A 22,267-nucleotide genomic window follows, 5' to 3' on the forward strand; every position below is an offset into this window, starting at 1 on the left:
CCACCCAGATCAAGTGGGGCCTGGACTACATGAACGAGCGCTACGGCAGCCCGGTCGAGGCCTGGAACTTCTGGCAGGCCAACCACTGGTACTAAACCACCAGCGGACTGCAGACAAGCAGACAGCAGGCACCAGGTGCCGGGCAGCAGGCGCCAGGCGCCGCAGCCGGCACCAGGCAGCAGGCACGCGAAGGCCCCGATGGCCGACCTCCCCAGGTCCGGCCATCGGGGCCTTCCGCATCCCATCCCACAGGGTCGGTGCGCGCCCGGCGCCACAGGCGCTGTCGCCACAGGCGCTGCGCTACAGGCGCTGTCGCTACAGGCGCTGAATGATCGTGCCGGTCGCGAGCGCGCCGCCGGCGCACATCGTGATCAGCGCGAACTCCTTGTCACGGCGTTCCAGCTCGTGCAGGGCGGTGGTGATCAGCCGGGCGCCGGTGGCGCCGACCGGGTGCCCCAGCGCGATGGCCCCGCCGTTGACGTTGACCTTCTCCAGGTCCTGGTCGAAGACCTTGGCCCAGCTGAGCACGACGGAGGCGAAGGCCTCGTTGATCTCGACCAGGTCGATGTCCTTCAGGGACATCCCGGCCTTGCCGAGCACGGCCCGGGTCGCGTCGATCGGCCCGTCCAGGTGGTAATGCGGGTCGGCGCCGACCAGGGTCTGCGCGACGATCCGGGCGCGCGGCTTGAGCTTGAGCGCGCGGGCCATCTTGCGTGAGGCCCACATCACGGCGGCGGCGCCGTCGGATATCTGGGAGGAGTTCCCGGCGGTGTGGACGGCGGTCGGCATGACCGGCTTGAGCCGGGCCAGGGCCTCCATGTTGGTGTCGCGCAGCCCCTCGTCCCGGTCGACGAGCCGCCACATGCCCTGACCGGCACGCTGCTCCTCCTCGGTGGTCGGCACCTGCACGGCGAAGGTCTCCCGCTTGAAACGTTCCTCCGCCCAGGCGACGGCCGCCCGCTCCTGCGAGAGCACCCCGAGCCGGTCGACGTCCTCGCGGGTCAGGCCGCGGTTGCGGGCGATCCGCTCGGCGGCCTCGAACTGGTTGGGGAGGTCGACGTTCCACTCGTCCGGGAAGGGCTTCCCCGGGCCGTGCTTGGAGCCGGAACCGAGCGGAACCCGGCTCATGGCCTCGACCCCGCAGGCGATGCCGATGTCCATGACCCCGCCGGAGATCATGTTGGCGACCATGTGGTTGGCCTGCTGGCTGGAGCCGCACTGGCAGTCCACGGTGGTGGCGGCGGTCTCGTACGGAAGGCCCATGGCCAGCCAGGCGTTGCGGGCCGGGTTCATGGACTGCTCGCCGGCGTGGGTGACCGTACCGCCGACGATCTGTTCGACGCAGTCGGGCTGGATGCCCGTACGGGCGAGCAGCTCGCGGTAGGTCTCGCCCAGCAGGTAGGCGGGATGGAGGTTGGCGAGCGCGCCGCCGCGCTTGCCGATGGGGGTGCGTACGGCTTCGACGATGACGGGTTCCGCGGCCATGAGCTCGTCCTCTCCTGCACATCTGTACAGCGCCTCAGCGGCGGGCCGTCCCGGCGCCCCGCCCCGAACGAACCAGCACGCCCAACTAGTACGCGTTCTAGTTCTCTCCGCAGTCTTAGTGGCCCGGAGCCCCCGCACGCAAGGGTCTTGCACGCGACTTGCACGGTTTCCACACGGGCCGTCGCGGGACCGTGGCGCACCGTTGCGCAACAGGTGACGCACCGGCCCTTGTCACTTCTAGAACTCGTTACTACCTTTCAGGACAACTTCTGATGGGCCGTCAGACTTGGAGTCGCCCGATGACCTGCCCCGCGCTGCCCGACGGCTTCGACGCCACGGACCCCGATCTCCTCCAGGCCCGCGTCCCCTTCCCGGAGTTCGCTCAGCTGAGGCAGACCGCCCCGGTGTGGTGGTGCCCCCAGCCGCGCGGCATCACCGGCTTCGACGACGAGGGGTACTGGGCCGTCACCCGGCACGCGGACGTCAAATACGTCTCCACGCACCCGGAGCTCTTCTCCTCCACCACCAACACCGCGATCATCCGCTTCAACGAGCACATCCAGCGTGAACAGATAGATGCCCAGCGTCTGATCATGCTGAACATGGACCCGCCCGAACACACCCGGGTCCGCCAGATCGTGCAGCGCGGCTTCACCCCGCGGGCCATCCGCAGCCTGGAGGAGGCCCTGCGCAACCGGGCCCGGCAGATCGTCGCGGAGGCGAAGTCGGCGGCCGAGGACGGCAGCTTCGACTTCGTCACCCAGATCGCCTGCGAACTGCCGCTGCAGGCCATCGCCGAGCTGATCGGCGTACCGCAGAAGGACCGCGCGAAGATCTTCGAATGGTCGAACAAGATGATCGCGTACGACGACCCGGAGTACGCCATCACGGAGGAGGTCGGCGCCGAGGCGGCCATGGAACTCATCGGCTACGCGATGAACCTGTCCGCCGAGCGCAAGGAGTGCCCGGCCAAGGACATCGTCACGCAGCTCGTTGCGGCCGAGGGGCAGGGGAACCTGGGCTCGGACGAGTTCGGCTTCTTCGTCCTCCTGCTGGCGGTCGCGGGCAACGAGACCACCCGCAATGCGATCAGCCACGGCATGCACGCCTTCCTGACGCATCCCGAGCAGTGGGAGCTGTACAAGGCGACCCGGCCGGCCACGGCGGCCGAGGAGATCGTGCGCTGGGCCACCCCGGTGGTCTCCTTCCAGCGCACCGCCACCCAGGACACCGAACTGGGCGGCCAGAAGATCCGCGCGGGCGACCGCATCGGGCTCTTCTACTCCTCCGCCAACCACGACCCGGAGGTCTTCGAGAACCCGGACGTCTTCGACATCACCCGCGACCCCAACCCGCACCTGGGCTTCGGCGGCGGCGGCCCGCACTTCTGCCTGGGCAAGTCCCTGGCCATCATGGAGATCGACCTGATCTTCAATGCGCTGGCGGACGCCCTGCCCGACCTCCGGCTGACCGGCGACGCACCGCGGCGACTGCGCGCGGCCTGGCTCAACGGCATCAAGGAACTCCAGGTCACCCACGGCTGACCTGGCAGTCCGGAACGGCAGGGGCACTTCCTCCCACGCCCCGCCCCTGCCGTCCCCCGGCCCGACCGGCCTGCGCAGGGCAGAGCCCCGCATCCAGCCCCGCCGGCGTTCAAGGCTCAGGCGCAGGGCAGAGCCCCGCATCCAGCCCCGCCGGCGTTTGAGGCGCGGGGCGCGGCGCGGAGCCCCGGCCCTTCCAACCCCGCCGGCGTTTGAGGCGCGGGGCGCGGCGCGGAGCCCCGGCCCTTCCAGCCCCGCCGGCGTTTGAAGCGCGGGGCGCGGCGCGGAGCCCCGGCCCTTCCAGCCCCGCCGGCGTTTGAGGCGCGGAGCCCCGGCCCTTCCAACCCCGCCGGCGTTTGAGGCGCGGGGTCCGGGGCGGAGCCCCGGCAGCGGACCCGCACCCGTTCGAGTGGCGGACCGGCCGGAACGGGGTGATCCTTACAGACAGCGGCGATCCAGCCGAAGGGGCGCCGGGGCAATGAAGCCCCGGCGCCCCTTCGGCAAGCACCGGCTACGGCGAGCACCGGCCACGGCGAGGCACCGCCTACGGCTCCGACGGCCGCCCGGCAATCGCGTCGTACACCCGCACCCGCAACCGCCGCTGCCACCCCTCCGCCTCCTCCCGCGCCCGCGCCCGCTCCGCCTTCCGGCTCCCGGCCCGATAGCGGGCCCGCGCCCACGGGGATCCGGGCCGGGCCAGCCGCACCGCACCGACCACGGCCAGCAGCGGTACGAGGATCCCCAGCAGCCCGGTGAAGGCCTTGCCCTTGGCGAGCGCCGTCAGAGCGAAGGCCGCGTTGACCGCGATCAGCGCCGCGTACGTCCAGCCGGAGACGGGCGCGCCGTCCACCGACGCATCGTTCGCGCCGAACGGCGCCGCTCCCAGCAGCAGCAGCCCGCAGAACCCCGCGCCGACCACCACCGCGTCCACCGAGACCCGGCCCTCCTCGGACCAGTACACGTCCCGCAGGTGCAGGATCAGCGCGAACTCGTCCAGCACCAGCGCCGTGCCGACGCCGAAGACCGCCGCCTCGATCTCGGCCCCCGGGTGCCGGCTGCCGATCGGGGAGGCGAGCCCCAGCCCGCCGATGATCATGAAGATCACGCCGAAGACGGAATGATGGATGTGCAGCCCGCCGGGGGTGACGTTCTTCGGCCACCAGGAGACCCCCGCCCGGATCATCCGGACGCTGACGCGGATGAAGAGGAACGCCCCGAGGAAGCCCAGCAGCAGGAAGAACAGCGGCTGCTTGCCCGGGTCCACGACCTGGCGCTGGTACCAGTCGCCCATCGGTCAGGCCACGCGCCCGGCGGCCGCCCGGCCGCGCCGCTTCCGGGTCGCGCGGAACCCGCCGAGGACCACTTCCGCGGTGATCGCGCCGCTCGGTGAGTCCCCCGTCCGCTGTGCGCTCATGCCCCGATGCTTGCACCGCTCCGGACACCCCGCAGCACAGGGAGCCCGCAGCACAGGGAGCCCGCAGCGCGGGCGGGAATGCCGGAGCGCGCGGGGACGGCGGAGCATGGGCCGCGGAACGCCGAAGGCTGCGAGCCGGGGCCGGCCCCCCGCACGGCCTGCGTGCCCCGGCGCCCGGTGACAGACTGGGACCATGACTGCAGCTCCGGCTGCGCTCGGCCCGTCCTTCCGCGGGCGATTGGTGCAGCCCGGCGACCCCACCTACGACGAGGACCGGAAGGTCTGGAACGGCTCCGTCGACCGCTCCCCCGCGCTCATCGCCTACTGCACGGGCGTCGCGGACGTCATCGACGCGGTCCGGTTCGCAGCCGAGGACGGACGCCCGGTCGCGGTCCGCTCCGGCGGCCACAGCTTCCCCGGGCAGTCGGTCTGCGACGACGGCATCGTCATCGACCTCTCGCCGATGCGGGGCATCCGCGTGGACCCACAGGGCCGTACGGCCAGGGCTCAGGCCGGGGTGCTCCTCGGCGAGCTGGACCGCGAGACCCAGGCGTTCGGGCTGGCGGTGCCCTGCGGGATCGTGACGCACACCGGGCTGGCCGGGCTCACACTCGGAGGCGGCATCGGCTGGCTGATGCGCAAGTACGGGCTCACCATCGACCAGCTCCTGTCCGTGGACCTGGTCACCGCCGACGGGTCGTACCTGAAGGCGAGCGAGGACGAGAACCCGGACCTCTTCTGGGGGATTCGTGGCGGAGGCGGGAACTTCGGCATCGCCACGGCGTTCGAGTTCCGGCTGAACCCGCTGGGGCCGGTGGTGCTGGCCGGGCCCGTCATCTGGCCGATGGCCGACTCGCCCCGCGTGCAGCGCCTGTACCGCGACTGGATCACCGACGTACCGGACGAGCTGACCACGGCGGTCGTCCACCGCAAGGCGCCGCCGGTGCCGTACGTCCCGGTGGAGCTGCACGGGAAGCCGGTCGTGATCGTGGTGTGCTGCTACGCGGGGCCGGTGGAGGACGGGCAGAAGGTGCTGCGGCCGCTGCGGGAGGGCGGGCCTACGCCGGTGCTGGACCTGTGCGAGCCCAAGCCGTTCCTCGCGCAGCAGGCGATGTTCGACCCGTCGTTCCCGCACGGCCGCTGGTACTACTTCAAGGCCTGCGACGTGGACCGCCTCACCGACGGGATCACCGAGCGCACGGCCGAGTACGCAGCCCGGATCGCCTCCCCGCACACCTCGTTCACGATCTACCACCTGGGCGGGGCCGTCGCCGACGTGGGGGACGATGCGACCGCGTTCGGCGGGCGGGGCGCCGGCCACATCTTCAACATCAGCGGAGCCACCGAGGACGCCGAGGGCTTCGAGCAGGAGCGCGCCTGGGCGCGGGAGCTGTGGTCGGCGCTCGCACCGCACCACACCGGGGTGTACTCGAACTTCCTGATGGAGGAGGGCGAGGAGCGGATCCGGCAGGCGTACGGGCCCGAGAAGTACCGTCGGCTGCGCGAGCTGAAACGCCGCTACGACCCCGGCAACCTCTTCCGCCTCAACCAGAACATCCCGCCGGCCGAGTAGGACTGCCCGGGGCTGCCCAGGGCTGCCTAGGACTGCCTAGGGAGTTCTGGCCGGGGCCCGGCGCGGCCGTTCGTCGCTCGTCCGCTGCACCGGCAGTTTCAGGTGCACCCGGCGCGACCCGGACAGCACGTACACCAGCCCGAACCCGGCACCCACCACCACCGCTCCGCCCACCGCGTCGAGCACCCAGTGGTTGGCGGTGGCCACGATCGCGCACACGGTGATCAGCGGGTGCAGCGCCCCGAGCAGCTTCTGCCAGCCCTTCGGCGCCAGCACGACGATCACAATGCCGCACCACAGGGACCAGCCGAAGTGCAGCGAGGGCATCGCCGCGTACTGGTTCGAGATCGCGGTCATCGCACCGTACTGCGGATTCGCCAGGTCCTGCGGGCCGTGCACGGTGTCGATGAAGCCGAGGCCGGGCATGAGGCGCGGCGGCGCCAGCGGGAACAGCCAGAAGCCGAACAGGGCGATCACCGTGGCCAGGCCCAGGGAGGCGCGGGCCCAGCGGTAGTCGGCGGGCCGCCGCCAGTACAGGACCGCGAGGATGCTCAGCGGGACCACGAAGTGGAAGGAGGTGTAGTAGAAGTTGAAGAACCCCTCCAGCCAGCCGGTCCGCGCCACCACCTGGTTGACGGCGTACTCGATGTCCATGCCGAGCGCCTGCTCGGCGGAGAGGATCGCGCTCGCGTTGTCCTCGGCGAGCGTGCGGCTGGTCGGCGCGGCGGCCCGGATGTGCGAGTAGAGCGAGTACCCGACCCGGATCAGCAGCAGTTCCAGCAGCAGGTTCGGGCGGCTGAGGACCCGCCGCCAGAAGGGCAGCAGCGGGATCCGCGACCAGCGGGCGGTGGCCGGCCGTCCGTACGAGGTGGGGACCGGCTCCCGCCAGTACGGCGAGCTGCGCGGCAGGAACGGCACGGCACAGGCCGCCAACAGCGCGGTCAGCAGCAGCACGTTGTCGCGTACGGGCGCCAGCGCGGCCAGGTTCGGCAGCAGCACCTGGTTGGGCAGGGTCATCACCAGCACCACCGCGACCGGCCACACCGGCCGGTCGGCAGCCCGGCGGCCGACCCTCCCGGCCACCGCCAGCAGCACCCACAGCAGCTGGTGCCGCCAGCCGGTCGGGGACACGGCGACGGCCACACAGCCGGTGACGGCGACGGCGAGCAGCAGCTGCCCGTCGCGGGCGTACCGGACGGCGCGGCGCAGGCCCACGTACGCCACGGCGCCCGCCAGGACCACGTACAGGCCGATCTCGGCCGGACCGGTCAGGCCCAGCCGCAGCAGCGCCCCGTGCAGGGACTGGTTCGCGAGCCCCTCCGGGCTGCCGCCCAGGCCGGTGCCGGCCAGGTGGTCCACCCAGTACGTCCAGGAGTCGCGGGGCAGCGCGGCGAAGGCGAGGAGGAAGGCGCCGGCGAAGGTCACTGCGGTGGACCGGGCGGCGGCGCGGCGGCCGGTCGTCCACAGCAGCGGGGCGAACAGCAGGAGCGCGGGCTGGAGGGCGGCGGCGAGACCGACGAGGAATCCGGCCGGGCGTTCACCCGGCACCCGGAACACGGCCAGCAGCACCAGCAGCACGGGCAGCACGGCGGTCTGCCCGGGGAACGCCGCCTCCCGGACGGGCAGCGACACCATCATCAGGGCGACCAGGACGGGCGCGGCGAGCAGGGCGGTGCGGCGCGGCACCGGATCGGGCAGGCCGCGCGCCGCCACCAGTCCCACGGCGGCGACGAGCAGCAGCGTCGCCAGTGTCCACGCCACTTCCAGGGACTGGTCGGCGAGGCCGGCGAGCGGCTTCAGGACCATTCCCGCGAAGGGGGTGCCGGTGAACTGGCCGCTGTCGTAGAGCGAGCCCGCGAGAATGGGCAGGTGAATGCCGGTGAGCCACTCGCCCGGCGGCAACCGCAGCACGGAAGCCGCCTGCCGCACGGCCAGCACAGCGGCGAGTCCCCACAGCAGGACCCGCGCGGCGCCCAGCCGCCCGCCCGCGCCATCAGGGCCTATGACCCCGGCATGACCGTTCGCACCACTGTGCTCCGCCGCATTCGCCACGCCCCGCCGGCCTCCCGCCCTGTTGCCCGCAACCCCGACTTCGCCTGGCTGCCGCGTTCATTTATCCGGGACGACGATATCCCGGGCGGCAACGTCACCCGGCCTGTCCTTTGAACCGGCTTCCCTAGGATGGCCGCATGAGCATCGTGAAGATCAACGCACTGACGGTCCCGGCGGAGCAGCGGGAGGTCCTGGAGCAGCGGTTCGCGTCGCGGGCGGGCTCGGTCGAGAACTCGGACGGATTCGAGTGGTTCGAGCTGCTGCGGCCGCTGGAGGGTACGGACCAGTACCTGGTGTACACGCGGTGGCGGGACGAGGCCGCGTTCCAGGCGTGGATGGAAGGGCCGATGAAGGCCGCCCACCAGGGCGGTGGCGGCGCGGGTGGCGGCGAGCGGCCGGCTCCGGCGGCTTCCGGCTCCACGCTGTGGTCCTTCGAGGTCGTGCAGCAGGCTGCGCCGAAGCAGGGCTGAGCCGGCCGGCGGAAGCCGAGCCGGCACAACGGAGGGGCGCGGAAAGGCGCGGAGGGTCCGCGCCCTCTCCGCGCCTCTCCGCGCCCTTTCCGTGCCCTTCCGTGCCGTCTCCGCGCTCGGTCGGCCGTCGGGGCGGTCAGCTCCAGAAGGCGTCGGCTTCCGCGATGTCCTCCGCGCACTCGTCGATGTCGGTGATCTTGCCGCCGACGAGGGTGAAGAACAGCCCCTCGTGCATCTCGAGGCCCCGGTCCCCGCGGTCCGCCCGGAACAGGTGGAAGGACATGACGTGCCCGCGGCCGTCGGCCATCAGCCGCTCCAGGTCGACGCGCATCGTGCCGGCGGTCTCCTCACCCAGGCGCCGGTAGTGGTCGAGGACGGCCTCCCGGCCCTTGTGATGCCCGGACATCGGGTTGCTGCCGGGCACGTGATGGATGACGTCAGCCGTCATCAGCGTGCCCAGGGTCTCCATGTCGCCCTTGGCGAAGGCCTCGTAGCCGCGGCGGACGACAGCACAGTCCGGATGCTCCGACATGACGGATCACACCCTCCGTAGAAGCGAATTGACCCTTTTTCCTATCATCGGCCCGAGGGTGTGGATATTCCACGCGGCGGGGACGGCGGGGCACTCAGAATGACGCCATGAACACGCATGTGAGCACATGGTCCGTGGCCCCGGAGGCCGTCACCACCCCGGACGCCACCGCGCTGCGCCGCGCCTACTACGCCGAGGTGGCCGGCCGGTACTGGAAGCGTCCCGTCACCGAGGCGGAGATCGACCAGGGCATGCTCGACGACCCGGCCGACGGCCTGGTGCCGCCGACCGGGCAGTTCGTCGTGGGGCGCCTCGACGGCGAGCCCGCGGCCTGTGGCGGAATACGGCTGCTCGACCCCGCCACCGCTGAGCTCACCCGGGTGTACGTCGGCCCGGGCGCCCGGGGCACCGGCGGCGGCGCGGCGGTCCTCGCCGCCCTGGAGGAGGCCGCCCGCGCGCTGGGCGCGGTCCGGGTCAGGCTGGACACCCGCTCCGACCTGGTGGAGGCCCGGGCCCTCTACGCGAGACAGGGGTACGCGGAAATACCGGCGTACAACTCGGGCCCGTATGCGGAGCACTGGTTCGAGAAACACCTCGGCTGAGGCGCATCCGGCGCCCGGAGCCCAGACGGGCACCGGCTTGGGCGGGCACCGGCGCGTGAGCGGGCCCCGACTCAGGCGGCACCGACTCAGGCCGGTGCCGGCCCGGTGGCAGCCGCGCGGGTGCTCAGTGGGCGGCGTGGTCGCGGCGCGGTGGCGCGTCGTAGGGCTCCTCCGCGTCCGAGCCGCACAGTTCCCGGTTGATCTCCTCGACGAGCTGGACGAGGTCGGTCGGCCGGTCCGGCCCCCACCAGTCGCCCAGCAGCTCCGCGAGCGATTCCTGCCGTGCCGCCGCCAGCTTCCCGGCGACCTCGCGCCCCTTGTCGGTGAGGAGCAGCCGGAGCCCGTCGCGGACGGCCAGACCGCGTTCCTCTACCTGCCGGGCGGCTTCGGTGATGGCCCGCAGGGGCACGGCGGTGCGTTCGGCGAGCAGCGCGGGCTCGACCCATCCGAACTTGCTGGTCCGCAGCAGCAGCCAGCTGGCCGCGGGCAGCAGGTCGTAGCCGGCCTTCGCGGTGATCTTCTCGTAGACGTGCTTCCGTCCCTGGAGGGTGCCCAGCACCGACAGTGCGCGGGCGACCTCGTCCCTGGAGGAGCGTTCGACCGGGTTGGAGGCCAGGGTCTCGGTCACGTCGGGGGTGGTGACGGAGGCGCGCAGCTTGTCCTCCTTGAGGAACCAGGCCACCACGAAGGCGAGGAGGACCACGGGGACGGCGTAGAGGAAGACATCGGTGATGGAGGTGGCGTATGCGTCGAGGACGGTGGGGCGCAGCGCGGCGGGGAGTTCGGCGATGGCCCGGGGGTCGGCCTCCAACTGGGCGACCCCCGCGCCGGGCGGCAGTGGGATGCCGGCGAGGGCGTCGGCGAGCTTGTCGTCGAGGCGGTTGGTGAAGACGGTGCCGAAGATGGCGACGCCGAAGGAGGCGCCGATGGAGCGGAAGAAGGTGGCACCGGAGGTGGCGACACCGAGGTCGGCGTAGCTGACGGCGTTCTGCACCACGAGCACGAGCACCTGCATGACCAGGCCGAGGCCGGCGCCGAAGACGAAGAAGTAGACGCTCATCTCCCAGGTGGAGCTGGTGCGGTGGAGCTGGTGCAGGAGGAGGAGGCCGAGGGCGGTGACGGCGGTGCCGGTGATCGGGAAGACCTTCCAGCGGCCGGTGCGGCTGACGATCTGCCCCGAGGCGGTCGAGGAGATCAGCATGCCCAGGACCATCGGCAGCATGTGGACGCCGGACAGGGTGGGTGAGACGCCCTGGACGACCTGGAGGAAGGTCGGCAGGTAGACCATCGCGCCGAACATCGCGAAGCCCACGATGAAGCTGATCACGGAGCAGAGGGTGAAAGTGCGGATGCGGAACAGTTTGAGCGGCAGCACGGGTTCCATGGCCCGCCGTTCCACCAGGACGAAGGCGACCAGCAGCACGGTGCCGAGGACGGCCAGGCCGATGATCCGGGCCGATCCCCAGCCCCAGGTGCCGCCGAGGGAGGCGACGAGCACCAGGCAGGTGGCGACGGAGGCGATCAGGAAGGTGCCGAGGTAGTCGATGGTGTGCCGGGAGGAGCGCGCCGGAATGTGCAGGGCCGCCGCGATGACGGCCAGGGCGACGATGCCGATGGGGATGTTGATGTAGAAGACCCAGCGCCAGGACAGGTGGTCCACGAACAGGCCGCCGAGCAGCGGCCCCAGCACACTGGTCGCGCCGAACACCGCGCCGAACAGGCCCTGGTACTTGCCGCGTTCCCGGGGCGGGACGATGTCTCCGACGATCGCCATCGACAGCACGATCAGTCCGCCGCCGCCCAGCCCCTGCAGGGCGCGGAAGCCGATGAGCTGCGGCATGTCCTGGGCGAGGCCGCAGAGGGCGGAACCGATCAGGAAGATGACGATGGCCGCCTGGAACAGCTTCTTGCGGCCGTACTGGTCGCCCAGCTTGCCCCACAGCGGGGTGGCGGCGGTGGAGGCGAGCATGTAGGCGGTGACCACCCAGGACAGGTGGTCCATTCCGCCGAGCTCGCTGACGATGGTGGGCAGGGCGGTGGAGACGATGGTCTGGTCGAGTGCCGCGATCAGCAGACCGAGCAGCAACGCACCGATCGAGACGAGAACCCCTCGGGAGGCGTGTTCGGCACCGGGGCCGGAATGCGGGCCGGGGCCGGGGTCCACGGCCGGCGTGGTCACTTCCTGAGCCATGGACTTCCTCCTCGGGGCCGGTCCATTCCTCCATCCTGAGTGGTGTGTCCGGATATGGCCCGCCGGGCGGGGTTGGGTGCACCCGGGAGGGTCTGCATAATCGCAGGCAGTTGCCGGGGAGGGGTTCCAGTGAGCGCTGTGCGCTGTCCTGAATGTGGTGCCGTGCAAGAGGCGAGCAGCAGCGCGGGCGGATACTGCGGGGGGTGTGGGCGGGAGGCGGCATTCGATCCGCTGCGCATACGGCCGTACATCACGCTGCCCGGCGCCCAGCAGCCCGGATTCACCGCGCCGGCGGACCCGCCGCCCGTGCTGGGCACGGTCCACCGGGACGCGCACCCGCTGCGGTACCCGGGCCTGGACGTCCCGGACATGGGCGGCCCCGGAATTGGGAGCCCCGGAATGGGCGGCCCGGACATGGGCGGCTGGGCGCCGGGCGGCCCGGGGCTTGGTGGTCCGGGGCTTGGTGGTCCGGGGCTGGGCGGCCCGGGACTTGGCGGCCCGAGGCTGGGCGGCCCGGGGCTGGGCGGCCCGGCACCGTACGGGCCGGTCACGGAGGAGCTGCCGCCGGTGCGGCTCGGCCCGCCTGGCAGAGGCAGACGGGCGGAGACCGCTCCCCGCCGGGCGCTGCCCCTGCTCGCCGGGGCCGCCGCGGTCGCGGTGATCGGGGTGGCGGCCATGGCGCTGGCTTGGCCGGGCGACGGTGACGGGGAGGGCGACGGTGAGGACCGGGCGCTGCCCGGGCCGACGGTGTCCGCCCCTGCCGTGAGCGTGGCCCCGCTGGGGCCGTCGGCATCCGCGTCCGCATCCGCGTCCGGTGCGCACCGGCCCGCCTCCCGCTCCGCCGCCCCCACGGCATCGGCCGCTGCCTCCCCTGCGGTCGCGGCCTCCGGCTCGGCCGCCGCTTCGGCTGCTTCGGCCGAGCAACCCCTCTCGCCCGTCCCCTCGGGGAGCGTCTCCGGATCCTCGCGGCCCTCCACGGCCCCACAGGGGCCGGTGCTGCGCCGCGGGGATTCAGGAGCCGAGGTCGAGAAGCTGCAGCGGCAGCTCGCCGAGCTGGGCCTGTACCCCCGGGGGCGGATCGACGGCCGCTTCAGCCCCCGCACCGAGGAGGCGGTCAGCCGGTTCCAGCTGGCGCACGACATCACCGAGGACCCCCGCGGCGTGTACGGCCCCGAGACCCGCCGCGTCCTGGATTCGAAGAGCTACGAATCCTGACCAACGTCACACGCTGCACTGCTGGCGCCATGCATGCGCTATTTTGTATCGTGAAGAAACAAAGTGGTTCCGTCCACACTCCCTGACCGGTGGACGGAGCCACTTGTTCTCTTCTTCCTCCCTCTGGAGTCCCGCCGATGCCGGCCCTCACCACCCCCGCCCCCGTCGTCCTCACCGCCAAGGCCCTGCTCCTGGACATGGACGGCACCATCGTCAATTCGGACGCGGTGGTGGAGCGCTGCTGGCGGGACTGGGCCGTGTCGCACGGGCTGGACCCGGTGGAAGCGCTCAAGGTGGTCCACGGCCGCCAGGGGTACGCGACCATGGCCATCCTGCTGCCCGAGCGGCCCATGGAACTCAACCACGCGGACAACGCGGTGATGCTGGCCCGGGAGACCGCCGACACCGACGGAGTGGTCCCGGTCGAAGGCGCACCCCAGTTCATGGCGTCCCTCGGCGAGCTGCCGCACGCCCTGGTGACCTCCGCCGACGAAGCGCTGGCCACGGCCCGGATGACGGCCTCGGCGCTGCCGATGCCGGAGGTCCGGGTGACGGCCGAGTCCGTGGCGGCGAGCAAGCCGCACCCGGAGGGCTTCCTGAAGGGGGCCGCCGAGCTGGGCGTGGATCCGGCCGACTGCATCGTGTTCGAGGATTCGGGCGCCGGCATCGCGGCCGGGCGGGCGGCGGGCATGCGGGTGGTCGGGGTGGGTCCGCGAGCGGGCGAGCACGGCCCGACCGTGCACGTGCCGGACCTGACGGCGGTCCGGGTGGAGACGGCCGGGGACGGCTCGATCCGGCTGACACTGCACGCGGCGGCCGCCTGAGCGACCACGCGGAAGGGCCCGCCCGGGCGATGCACGACCCGGGCGGGCCCTTTCCCGTGCCGCCCGGCCCTCGCGGCGCCGGGCCGGCGCCGTCAGCCGGCGATGGCCTCGTACAGGGAGAAGGCGGCGAGCGCGGCCATGACGGCTGCGGCGATCCTGGTGATCAGCCGCAGCGGGACGTACTTCATGAGGGTGCGGCCGCCCAGGATGCCGAGGCCGGCGACCGCCCAGAGGGCGAGGACGGCGCCGAGGCCGACGGAGACGGGGTTGTCGTAGCGGGCGGCGAGGTTGGCGGTCATGATCTGGGTGAGATCGCCGAACTCGGCGACCAGGATCAGCATGAAGCCCGCACCGGACACCTTCCAGAAGGACTGGTCGGCGGGCGTCCTGATCTCCTCGTCCTCGTCGCTCTTCTTCAGGAGCAGCATCGCGGCGCCGGCGAGGAAGAGGACGCCCACGACGGCCTGGACGAGGCGGTGCGGGAGCAGGGTGAGGACGCTTCCGGCGGCGATGGCGAGCGCGACGTGGACGGCGAAGGCCGCGGCGACTCCGGCGAAGACGTAGGAGGCGCGGTAGCGGGTGCCGAGCATGAGGCCGGCGAGGGCCGTCTTGTCGGGGAGTTCAGCGAGGAAGACGACGCCGAACGCGATCGCCGTGATGCTGAAGCTGAGCACGGGGTGGAACCTCAATCGGTCGGGCAGGAGACGGCCGCACCGAGAGACCTGGCTGTTTCAGGGGTCGCTTCGGCCCGACAGCTCCCTGCGCTTACAAGGACACTGCGGCCGAAGGTCTCGCTGGCCCGCCGCTGACGCGGCCTGCCTCCGGGCGCCGGCTGGGGTGACCCAGCAGTATGTCGACGGTCCGGCGAAGAGCTACTCCCCTTCTGCTCGGTCCAGGGTACGCGAGATCCGGGCGGGTCCGGTATGGGCCTTTGGTCCCGACCTGACACCCCCCGCGGCCGGAATCTCAACTTCCGCTTGAGTAGAGGCCTTTGCACGACTTGATGTGACGTGCCCATGTCGCCACGCTGTCACCTGGCGCCCATCCCCGTGACACCTGGCGCCGCCACCATGGCCGGGCCCCGTCGGGGCCGCACCCGGCCGTTCACCCCCCGCATCCAGGGAGCCCTCATGTCTCTCACGTCCAAGGTCTACGCGCGTCGTCTTGGCGTGCTCGCGTCAGCAGCCGCTCTCGCGGTCACCGCTCTGATCACCGCGCCCGCCGCCCAGGCCGCCCCGCCCACCCCGATCAGCGCCGAAGCCGCCCGCTCGTACCTGGCCACGGTCACGCCCCGGGCGGAAGGTTCCTCCAGCGGCTACAGCCGCGACCTGTTCCCGCACTGGAGCACCGTCTCCGGCAGCTGCAACACCCGCGAGACCGTCCTCAAGCGGGACGGCGTCAACGTGGTCCAGGACTCCTCCTGCGCCGCCGTCAGCGGCAGCTGGTACTCCGAGTACGACGGCGCCACCTGGTACGCCGCCTCCGACCTCGACATCGACCACGTCGTCGCGCTCTCCGAGGCCTGGCGGTCCGGCGCGTCCTCCTGGACCACCAGCAAGCGCCAGCAGTTCGCCAACGACCTCACCCGCCCCCAGCTCATAGCCGTCACCGACAACGTCAACCAGGCCAAGGGCGACCTCGACCCGGCCGAATGGCTGCCGTCCCGGACCTCCTACCGCTGCACGTACGCCCGCATGTGGGTCCAGGTGAAGCAGCACTGGGGCCTGAGCATCGACTCCGCCGAGAAGAACGCCCTGGTGAACGTCCTGAACGGCTGCTGAGAATCTCCCCCGCGCGGGGGAGGATCCCTCCCCTGCCCGGGGGAGCCGCGCTCCCCCTCCGCCCCGTACCGTGAATCATGGGTTCAAGGGGCGACGGAGAAGGGGGAGTTGCATGGCCGGACTGCGCTTGGGACCACTGCTGCGACACATCGACTGGGACACCGGCGACGCGGCGACCGTGTGGGTCGAGACCGACCGTCCGAGCAACGTGCAGGTGCGCTGCGCGGACGGGGCCGGCGGGAGCGTGCGCACGTTCCAGATCGCCGGTCACCACTACGCCCTGGTCCCGGTGACCGGCCTGACCCCCGGGAGCACCACGGCGTACGAGGTGCTGCTCGACGGCGTCCGGGTGTGGCCGCTGCCCGAGAGCCGGTTCCCGGCGAGCACCATCAGCACCCCGGCCGTGGCCGGGCCCGGCCGGCCCGCGCCCGGGCTGCGGATCGGCTTCGGCTCCTGCCGGCAGGCCGCCCCGTCGGCCGGCTCCCGGGGACCGCACGGCCCGGATGCCCTGGACACCCTCGCGGGGCAGCTGGCCGCCGACCCGGAGGCGGTCAGGCCCGACCTCCTGCTGCTCCTCGGCGACCAGGTGTACGCGGACCAGCTGTCCGCGGCGACCCGGCGGTGGCTGGCGGCCCGCCGAGACCTGCGGGAGCCGCCCGGAGCCCAGGTCGCCGACTACGAGGAGTACACCCGGCTCTACTACGAGTCCTGGCTGGACCCGGAGATCCGCTGGCTGCTGTCCACCGTGCCCAGCCTGCAGATGTTCGACGACCACGACGTGGTGGACGACTGGAACACCAGCGCCTCGTGGCTGGCGGAGATGCGGGCCACGCCGTGGTGGCAGGAGCGGGTGCTCAGCGGCCTGATGTCGTACTGGGTGTACCAGCACCTGGGCAATCTGTCCCCGGCCGAACTGGCCGCGGACAAGCTGTACGAAGCGGTGCGGGCGAGCCCGGACGGGACGGACGCGCTGCGGGCGTTCGCGGCGGAGGCGGATGCCGATCCGGCATCGGTGCGCTGGAGTTACCGGCGGGACTTCGGCCGGGTCCGGCTGCTGATGGTGGACACCCGGGCGGCCCGCGTGCTGGCCGAGGACCGGCGCGCCATGCTCGACCCCGCGGAGCAGCAGTGGCTGCGGGACAACGCGCTGGAGGGGCACGGCGGTTACGACCACCTGCTGGTGGGGTCCTCGCTGCCGTGGCTGATGCCCCCGCTGATCCATGACGCGGAGGGCTGGAACGCGGCGCTGTGCCGCGGGGAGCGCGGGGAGCGCTGGGCGCGGATAGGGGAGGACCTGCGGCGACGCAGCGATCTGGAGCACTGGGCAGCGTTCCCTGCCTCCTTCGCAGCGCTGAGCGACCTGGTCGAGGAGGTGGCGACGGGCCCGCGGGCACCGGCGACGGTGTGCGTGCTGTCGGGTGACGTACACCACGCGTATGTGGCGGAGCCGCTGATACCGAGCACTGCCCGGGTGTTCCAGTTGACATGTTCTCCGGTCCACAACTCGATTCACACTGCGGTGAAGCTTGGATTCCGCTTGGGCTGGTCGAAGGCGGGCCGCTGGATCGGTCGACTGCTGGCGAAGCACGGCCGGACGGGCCGGCCGCCGGTGGCCTGGCGGCGTACGGGCGGTCCGTGGTTCGGAAATCAGCTGATGACACTGGGTTTGTCCGGCCGTTCGGCGCGGCTGAAGCTGGATCAGGCGCGGCGTTCGGGGAAGGGGGCGCGACTGGTGACGGTGCTGGACCGGGACCTGACCGGAGGCTGATCCCGGGCGGAACGGAAACCTCCGGGCAGGGGCGGGGCCCAACCGTGGACACGCTGGCGCCCCCGCCCGTATGTGGTCCGTACTCCCGGCGTACGCTGTATGGCTGTCAGCCGCCCCTGCCGCTCCCCGCGACGTCGCGGCGCTTCACTGGCGAGACACGCCAACCGGACTGGGGAGTTCCGTTTTGTTTGAGACTGTGGGGTCGCTGACCACGAGCCCGTTGATCTATGCCCTCGTGGCCCTGTCCGTGGTGCTGGACGTGTTCCTGCCGGTACTGCCGAGCGGGGTCCTGGTGATCGCGGCCGCGGCCGCTGCCGCCGCGGCGGGGGCCGCCGGTTCGCCGGACCCGGTCCCGCAGCAGGTGCCGGACATCCTGGCGCTGCTGGTCATCGCGACCACCGCATCCGTGCTGGGCGACCTGGCCGCCTACCGGCTGGCCTGGCGGGGCGGTGCCCGGCTGGACAAGGCGATCGCCCGGTCCCGCCGGCTGACCCGGGCGCAGGAGCGGCTGGGCACGGCGCTGGCCCGGGGCGGCGGCGCCCTGGTGGTGATCGCCCGGTTCGCTCCGGCGGGCCGGTCGGTGGTGTCGCTGGGCGCGGGCAAGACGCACCGCAAGGTGAAGGAGTTCCTGCCGTGGTCGGCCCTGGCGGGCATGGCCTGGGCAGGCTACAGCGTGGCCCTGGGCTACTTCGGCACCCAGTGGCTGGGGGCGACCTGGCTGGGCACGGCGGTGTCGCTGGTCGCACTGTTCGCGGCCGGCGGGCTGGCCGCGTACCTGGTGCGTCGGCCCGTCCCGGCGGCGGCCGCGTCCTGACGCGCGTACGGGGGGTTGCTCCCCCGGGCGGAGCAGCGGCCTCACCCGTTCACCCGGCCCCGATCGCCGCGGGGGGACCGGGCTCCTAGCGTCCTGAGCACGTGCTTCAGGAGCAGAGGAGTTCCGCCATGCCCGCCACGCACCGCCGCCACCTGATGGCCGTCGCGGCCGCGACCCTGGTCGTCGCCGCCACCCCCGTCACCGCCTACGCCAACCCCTCCGCCACGCTCTCACCGAGCACGGTGGCCCCCGGGGGCCGGGTCGGCCTGAACCTCCAAGGCTGCGGCACCAAGACCGGCAGGGCCTCCTCGCCCGCCTTCGGCAACGTGTCGCTCACCCCGGGCAATCTGGAAGCCACCAACCTGTTCGGGACGGCCACGGTCTACCGCGACGCCCGCCCCGGTGCCCACCGCGTCACCTTCGAGTGCGGCGGCTCGGGCGGACAGCGGGTGACCCTGACCCTGCAGGTCACCCCCGGTGCCGCCCGGGGCGGCACCGGGGGCAGCATCGACGGGATGAGCCCGGGCGAGATCGCGCTCGGCGGCTCCATGGCGGCCGGCGCACTGGTCGCGGGCATCTGGGTGCTGCGCCGCCGCGCGGCCTCTACGAGCTGACCGCGGCGCGTCCTCTGACCTGCAGGCCGTCGAGCAGCTCCCGGGTCGCGTCGGCCACCGCGTCCACGGCGGCGTCGAACACCTCCCGGTTGTGCTCGGCGGGATGGTGGAACCCGGACACCTTCCGCACGTACTGCAGGGCGGCGGCCCGGATCTCCTCCTCGGTGGCCTTCTCGGGGAGGGCGGGCGGGCGCAGGGTCTTGATGCTCCGGCACATACCCCCACTATGCCTCGGGCAGCCCCGCCCCGGACAGCTTCATGATCAGCCCGGCCTGGAGGCGGGCCCGGAGCCCCGGATCGGCGACATCGGCGAGCAGCTGCACGGCCTGCCGGGTGGTCTCGGCGGCCCGCCGGTCGTCCCGGAGCGAGGCGGTCTGCGCGGCCATGTGCCGCAGCGCGAGATCGGCCCGCCGGTGGAACAGCTGCCCGATGAGCGCCACCACCACCCCGACGGAACTGATGACGATCCCCAGGTAGAGGTCCCCGCTGCTCTCGGCCTTCCAGATGGCCAGGGCCACCCCGAGCAGCAGGATGCCGGCCCCGAAGGCGGCGAACAGCTGGCTGGCGACGAAGCTGCTGCGGGCCTGCGTCAGCCCGTACGCGTAGTACTCCACGAGCAGCGGCGTGAACTCATCGCGCCGCCCCCCGGCCCTCCCCGAGTCGGCATACTTCCCACCCCCGGACCCGCCCCCGGATCCGCCCCCGGATCCGCCGCCAGGCCCGGCCCCCGACCCGGCCCCGCCGTCCAACTGCGCGAGCAACCGCTCCCGCTCCCGCTCCCTCCTCCGCTCGAACCCCCGCCCCCACGCCCCCAGCCACTCCACCATCCCCTTGGCCATCCCCCGACCATCCCACGCCCAGCCCCCCGGGCCAATACGGAACGCCCCCGGAAACTCCGCGTGTACGCACGGCAGCATTCCGGCCCCCGACGGCCGTCGCTCCCTGCCGACCGGCACCAACGGCTGGAGCAGCAGCGACAACCTCGCCGTCGACCACACCGAGTCGGTGACGGTGGACCTCGGCGCCGGCCGCCGGAACGGCCGCCTGGACCTCTTCGGCCGCGCCGACGGCGCCAACACCCGGGCTCGGCTTCCCCGTCGACTCCACCGTCCAGGTCTCGGCCGACAACCCCACCTGGACCACCGTCGCCGACAAACGCGACCATCCGCGCCCCGGCGCCACAGCCCAAACCATCTCGTTCGCCCCGACCCCAGCCCGCTACGCGAAGATCACCGGCACCAGGCTGAGCACCGATCAGTTCGGCGATCACCACATGCAACTCGGCGAGATCGGCGTCAGCTGACATACGCGGCTCACACCCAGGACACCCAGCCCGAAGCCGTCAGCCCATGGACCGACTGCTCATGAGGCTTCCCCGGTCGTGAAGGGGATGCCAAGGCCCCTCGCCGTGATCGGCGAGGGGCCTTCGTGCTGGTGGGCGCAGACGGTTCCGAACCGCCGACATCTGCTTTATACGCTCGCCCGAAACCCGGATCATGCGCGGCCGGTGCACCCGTGCCCTCTTGCACGTCCCGCCCAGTGCCCACACGGTAGTCAGGATGAGCTCGCGTTCTTACAACGCAGGAGAAGGGCTACTCGGAGTGACTTGCGTAACGCCTTGGGCCAGGGAGACCTTCGGAGGTTGAACTTCAGAGATGCTGTTTGGCGGCCTTCACCAAATGGCTGATGCCGTCCCGCGTGCGCCGCCTGCGCTCATCCAGCTCGGCTCTGCTGTCCGTCCTGTGCAGGTCGGCTATCTCGACAAGCAGGACTGCCCCGGCTTGGCTCAGTGAGTCATCGTCCGTAAGCATCTGCACGCGGAAGAGGGCCTCCTCGGCGCTGAAGCGGAGGTCATACGCTCGGCCCTTCACCACTTCTGGGTCCTCCAGCCGGTGTTCATGTGAACAGAACCACAGATGAACCAAGCAGCGCCGGTAGTTGACCAACGCCGCCGCATACGCCGTGTAGGCGTCCAGCCGTTCCTGTCGCAGCTTCTCCCCTCGCGTGAACTCGTGGCCCTTCTCGGTCGTGCGTCGCTGGACGGCCAGGGTGATCCCTGAACCGAGTAGCGTTCCCAGGACGGCGATCGCGCTGGCGATGATGGCTTCCACCCCCGTAGGGGAACACGCCGACGTACGTCTTGCGCCCGAATTCCGTAAGGTGCGGACACCTGTTGCGTCCCTCGCAAGTCGATGGAGCTTCACGGGGATTGGCCTTGGGCTGCAGAGCCGGCACCTCTGCAGAGGAGTGGTCTGCTGTGCGTCAGATTCCCCACACCGCCGGCACCACCGCGATGGTCGCCCAGCCCCCGCAGCTCAAGATGCGCGACAAGAAGACCAGCCAGGTCGCCGTCGACAACGCGAGCGGTAATAGCCTCATGACCGTCGTGCAGCTCCAGAAGCAGACCAGCGCGGCGACGGCGAAGGAATCCCACCGGGTGCTGCGGACGGCCCTCGCCGCCGCGCGCAAGGACCGCTGTATCCCGCCTTCGTGCTCGCCATCGCCCTCGGTCTCCGGCGGGGTGAGTTGGTCGGGCTCAGGTGGGAGAACGTGGATCTGAACAGCGGATGCGACAGACCGCCATCCGGGAGACCGTCGACGCCAACCCTTACTGGCCGCCGCCGGCGTACCGCCCCGGGTCGCGATGGAGATCCTGGGGCACTCGCAGATCGCCGTCACCATGAACATCCGCACGCACGTGTCGGAGGAGACGCGGCGGGAGGCGATCGGGCACATGGACCGGATGCTGCGGCGCAGGGGTCCTACGGGCTGACTGCCGTCAAGAACTACCGTCAAAGGCCCCCAACCGTGATCGGTTGGGGGCCTTTGCACTGGTGGGCGCGGACGGTTTCGAACCGCCGACATCTGCTTTGTAAGCTCGCCCGGCGCCCGCTCCTTACGCCTCAGCAGCAGTCCAGCCTGCGCTCCGGCGTCTGCCAGCAACCGCCGCGGTGCAGCCCCGTTGATGTCACCTGTGGATGTCAGGCACGGAGAGCTACCCGGGTCACTTCTTCTTCCGCAGCTTCCGCATCTTCTCTTCGGCGTCCTTCTTCTTCCGCTGCGCCACTCCGTAGCTGGACCAGCTCCCCTGATGTAACTGACACCGAGAGCTGTTCATGATCGCGGGCTTGCTGCAAGGCTGCCCCTTGGCCGTCTGCGCTCCGCACCTGGGTTGAGTCACCTGCCACCTGCTTCCAACCTCGTTGTCACCAGACTCCGAGATGGTCTCTCGCGGGCCAGGCGTCAGGAAGGCGCAACCAACGCGGCTGGAAGCACGGGCCGGCACACGGCACCGTAGGCGCCGTGCGCCTCTCACGTTGCGTGAGGTCAGTGGACCCGAGGCGGCATCCGTCACTCAGAAAGCTCACATCCAGGTACTCCGTCCCCTCCG

General features: G+C 71.7%; 20 protein-coding genes and 2 pseudogenes. 12 read left to right on the top strand and 10 right to left on the bottom strand.

Going from position 1 to position 22,267, the window contains the following annotated elements; translation table 11 throughout:
• Positions 1 to 95, top strand: a pseudogene (locus tag AB0447_RS20465) (lytic transglycosylase domain-containing protein); the annotation flags it as partial.
• A 220-nt stretch (positions 96 to 315) separates the two neighbouring features.
• Here AB0447_RS20465 and AB0447_RS20470 read toward each other — a convergent pair.
• Positions 316 to 1,485, bottom strand: a complete 1,170-nt coding sequence (locus tag AB0447_RS20470; protein ID WP_366478105.1) for a steroid 3-ketoacyl-CoA thiolase — start codon at positions 1,483 to 1,485, stop codon at positions 316 to 318.
• Positions 1,486 to 1,784: 299 nt separating this feature from the next.
• Here AB0447_RS20470 and AB0447_RS20475 point away from each other — a divergent pair, with 299 nt between their 5' ends.
• Positions 1,785 to 3,029, top strand: coding sequence for a cytochrome P450 (locus tag AB0447_RS20475; protein ID WP_366478106.1), 1,245 nt, complete (start codon positions 1,785 to 1,787; stop codon positions 3,027 to 3,029).
• Between the two features lie 541 nt (positions 3,030 to 3,570).
• Here the strand turns inward: AB0447_RS20475 and AB0447_RS20480 are convergent.
• Positions 3,571 to 4,317: a hypothetical protein gene (locus AB0447_RS20480; RefSeq protein WP_366478107.1), complete on the bottom strand. Its 747-nt coding sequence runs from the start codon at positions 4,315 to 4,317 to the stop codon at positions 3,571 to 3,573.
• A gap of 316 nt (positions 4,318 to 4,633) precedes the next feature.
• Between AB0447_RS20480 and AB0447_RS20485 the strand changes: the two genes are divergently transcribed.
• Positions 4,634 to 6,013 carry an FAD-binding oxidoreductase gene (locus tag AB0447_RS20485; RefSeq protein WP_366478108.1) on the top strand — a complete coding sequence of 460 codons (1,380 nt, stop codon included), beginning with the start codon at positions 4,634 to 4,636 and terminating at the stop codon, positions 6,011 to 6,013.
• 36 nt (positions 6,014 to 6,049) lie between these two features.
• On the opposite strand, the gene AB0447_RS20490 is transcribed toward AB0447_RS20485, so the two are convergent.
• On the bottom strand, positions 6,050 to 8,017 hold the full coding sequence (locus tag AB0447_RS20490) for a bifunctional glycosyltransferase 87/phosphatase PAP2 family protein (protein ID WP_366478203.1): 1,968 nt from the start codon (positions 8,015 to 8,017) through the stop codon (positions 6,050 to 6,052).
• Between the two features lie 185 nt (positions 8,018 to 8,202).
• Between AB0447_RS20490 and AB0447_RS20495 the strand changes: the two genes are divergently transcribed.
• The gene (locus AB0447_RS20495) at positions 8,203 to 8,535 is read left to right on the top strand and encodes an antibiotic biosynthesis monooxygenase (RefSeq protein ID WP_366478109.1); all 333 of its coding nucleotides are present in this window, start codon (positions 8,203 to 8,205) and stop codon (positions 8,533 to 8,535) included.
• A 136-nt stretch (positions 8,536 to 8,671) separates the two neighbouring features.
• On the opposite strand, the gene AB0447_RS20500 is transcribed toward AB0447_RS20495, so the two are convergent.
• Complete coding sequence (locus tag AB0447_RS20500; protein WP_366478110.1) at positions 8,672 to 9,067, bottom strand: nuclear transport factor 2 family protein; 396 nt, start codon at positions 9,065 to 9,067, stop codon at positions 8,672 to 8,674.
• Positions 9,068 to 9,174: 107 nt separating this feature from the next.
• On the opposite strand from AB0447_RS20500, the gene AB0447_RS20505 reads away from it, so the two are divergent.
• Entirely contained in the window at positions 9,175 to 9,669 is a 495-nt protein-coding gene (locus tag AB0447_RS20505; RefSeq protein ID WP_366478111.1) for a GNAT family N-acetyltransferase, read from the top strand.
• Between the two features lie 124 nt (positions 9,670 to 9,793).
• Here the strand turns inward: AB0447_RS20505 and AB0447_RS20510 are convergent, their stop codons facing one another.
• Positions 9,794 to 11,860: an MFS transporter gene (locus AB0447_RS20510; RefSeq protein WP_366478112.1), complete on the bottom strand. Its 2,067-nt coding sequence runs from the start codon at positions 11,858 to 11,860 to the stop codon at positions 9,794 to 9,796.
• A gap of 162 nt (positions 11,861 to 12,022) precedes the next feature.
• Here AB0447_RS20510 and AB0447_RS20515 point away from each other — a divergent pair, with 162 nt between their 5' ends.
• Both AB0447_RS20515 and AB0447_RS20520 read left to right on the top strand, forming a co-directional pair.
• Positions 12,023 to 13,075 (top strand): peptidoglycan-binding domain-containing protein, encoded by a 1,053-nt coding sequence (locus AB0447_RS20515; protein WP_366478113.1) that lies wholly within the window; start codon positions 12,023 to 12,025, stop codon positions 13,073 to 13,075.
• A 137-nt stretch (positions 13,076 to 13,212) separates the two neighbouring features.
• The gene (locus AB0447_RS20520; protein WP_366478114.1) at positions 13,213 to 13,899 is read left to right on the top strand and encodes an HAD-IA family hydrolase; all 687 of its coding nucleotides are present in this window, start codon (positions 13,213 to 13,215) and stop codon (positions 13,897 to 13,899) included.
• A 92-nt stretch (positions 13,900 to 13,991) separates the two neighbouring features.
• Here AB0447_RS20520 and AB0447_RS20525 read toward each other — a convergent pair whose 3' ends face one another.
• Positions 13,992 to 14,573 carry a TMEM165/GDT1 family protein gene (locus AB0447_RS20525; protein ID WP_366478115.1) on the bottom strand — a complete coding sequence of 194 codons (582 nt, stop codon included), beginning with the start codon at positions 14,571 to 14,573 and terminating at the stop codon, positions 13,992 to 13,994.
• Positions 14,574 to 15,029: 456 nt separating this feature from the next.
• Between AB0447_RS20525 and AB0447_RS20530 the strand changes: the two genes are divergently transcribed.
• From AB0447_RS20530 to AB0447_RS20545, 4 genes are all read left to right on the top strand, one after another.
• A complete protein-coding gene (locus AB0447_RS20530; RefSeq protein WP_366478116.1) occupies positions 15,030 to 15,680 on the top strand; it encodes an HNH endonuclease family protein in 651 nt (216 codons plus the stop codon).
• 112 nt (positions 15,681 to 15,792) lie between these two features.
• On the top strand, positions 15,793 to 17,448 hold the full coding sequence (locus AB0447_RS20535) for an alkaline phosphatase D family protein (protein ID WP_366478117.1): 1,656 nt from the start codon (positions 15,793 to 15,795) through the stop codon (positions 17,446 to 17,448).
• Positions 17,449 to 17,632: 184 nt separating this feature from the next.
• Positions 17,633 to 18,262 carry a VTT domain-containing protein gene (locus tag AB0447_RS20540; RefSeq protein ID WP_366478118.1) on the top strand — a complete coding sequence of 210 codons (630 nt, stop codon included), beginning with the start codon at positions 17,633 to 17,635 and terminating at the stop codon, positions 18,260 to 18,262.
• A gap of 128 nt (positions 18,263 to 18,390) precedes the next feature.
• A complete protein-coding gene (locus tag AB0447_RS20545; RefSeq protein WP_366478119.1) occupies positions 18,391 to 18,876 on the top strand; it encodes a hypothetical protein in 486 nt (161 codons plus the stop codon).
• Here AB0447_RS20545 and AB0447_RS20550 read toward each other — a convergent pair.
• From AB0447_RS20550 to AB0447_RS20560, 3 genes are all read right to left on the bottom strand, one after another.
• Positions 18,866 to 19,093, bottom strand: a complete 228-nt coding sequence (locus AB0447_RS20550; RefSeq protein WP_366478120.1) for a DUF2277 domain-containing protein — start codon at positions 19,091 to 19,093, stop codon at positions 18,866 to 18,868. The genes AB0447_RS20545 and AB0447_RS20550 overlap by 11 nt on opposite strands.
• 7 nt (positions 19,094 to 19,100) lie before the next feature.
• Entirely contained in the window at positions 19,101 to 19,490 is a 390-nt protein-coding gene (locus AB0447_RS20555) for a hypothetical protein (protein ID WP_366478121.1), read from the bottom strand.
• Between the two features lie 1,035 nt (positions 19,491 to 20,525).
• Entirely contained in the window at positions 20,526 to 20,987 is a 462-nt protein-coding gene (locus AB0447_RS20560) for a hypothetical protein (RefSeq protein WP_366478122.1), read from the bottom strand.
• 272 nt (positions 20,988 to 21,259) lie between these two features.
• On the opposite strand from AB0447_RS20560, the pseudogene AB0447_RS20565 reads away from it, so the two are divergent.
• A pseudogene (locus AB0447_RS20565) lies at positions 21,260 to 21,649 on the top strand (hypothetical protein); the annotation flags it as partial.
• A 231-nt stretch (positions 21,650 to 21,880) separates the two neighbouring features.
• On the opposite strand, the gene AB0447_RS20570 reads toward AB0447_RS20565, so the two are convergent.
• Positions 21,881 to 22,231 carry an HGGxSTG domain-containing protein gene (locus tag AB0447_RS20570; RefSeq protein WP_366478123.1) on the bottom strand — a complete coding sequence of 117 codons (351 nt, stop codon included), beginning with the start codon at positions 22,229 to 22,231 and terminating at the stop codon, positions 21,881 to 21,883.
• Positions 22,232 to 22,267 lie beyond the last annotated feature (36 nt).

It is taken from the genome of Streptomyces sp. NPDC051211 (assembly GCF_040689505.1).
In the GTDB taxonomy this organism is placed as follows: domain Bacteria; phylum Actinomycetota; class Actinomycetes; order Streptomycetales; family Streptomycetaceae; genus Streptomyces.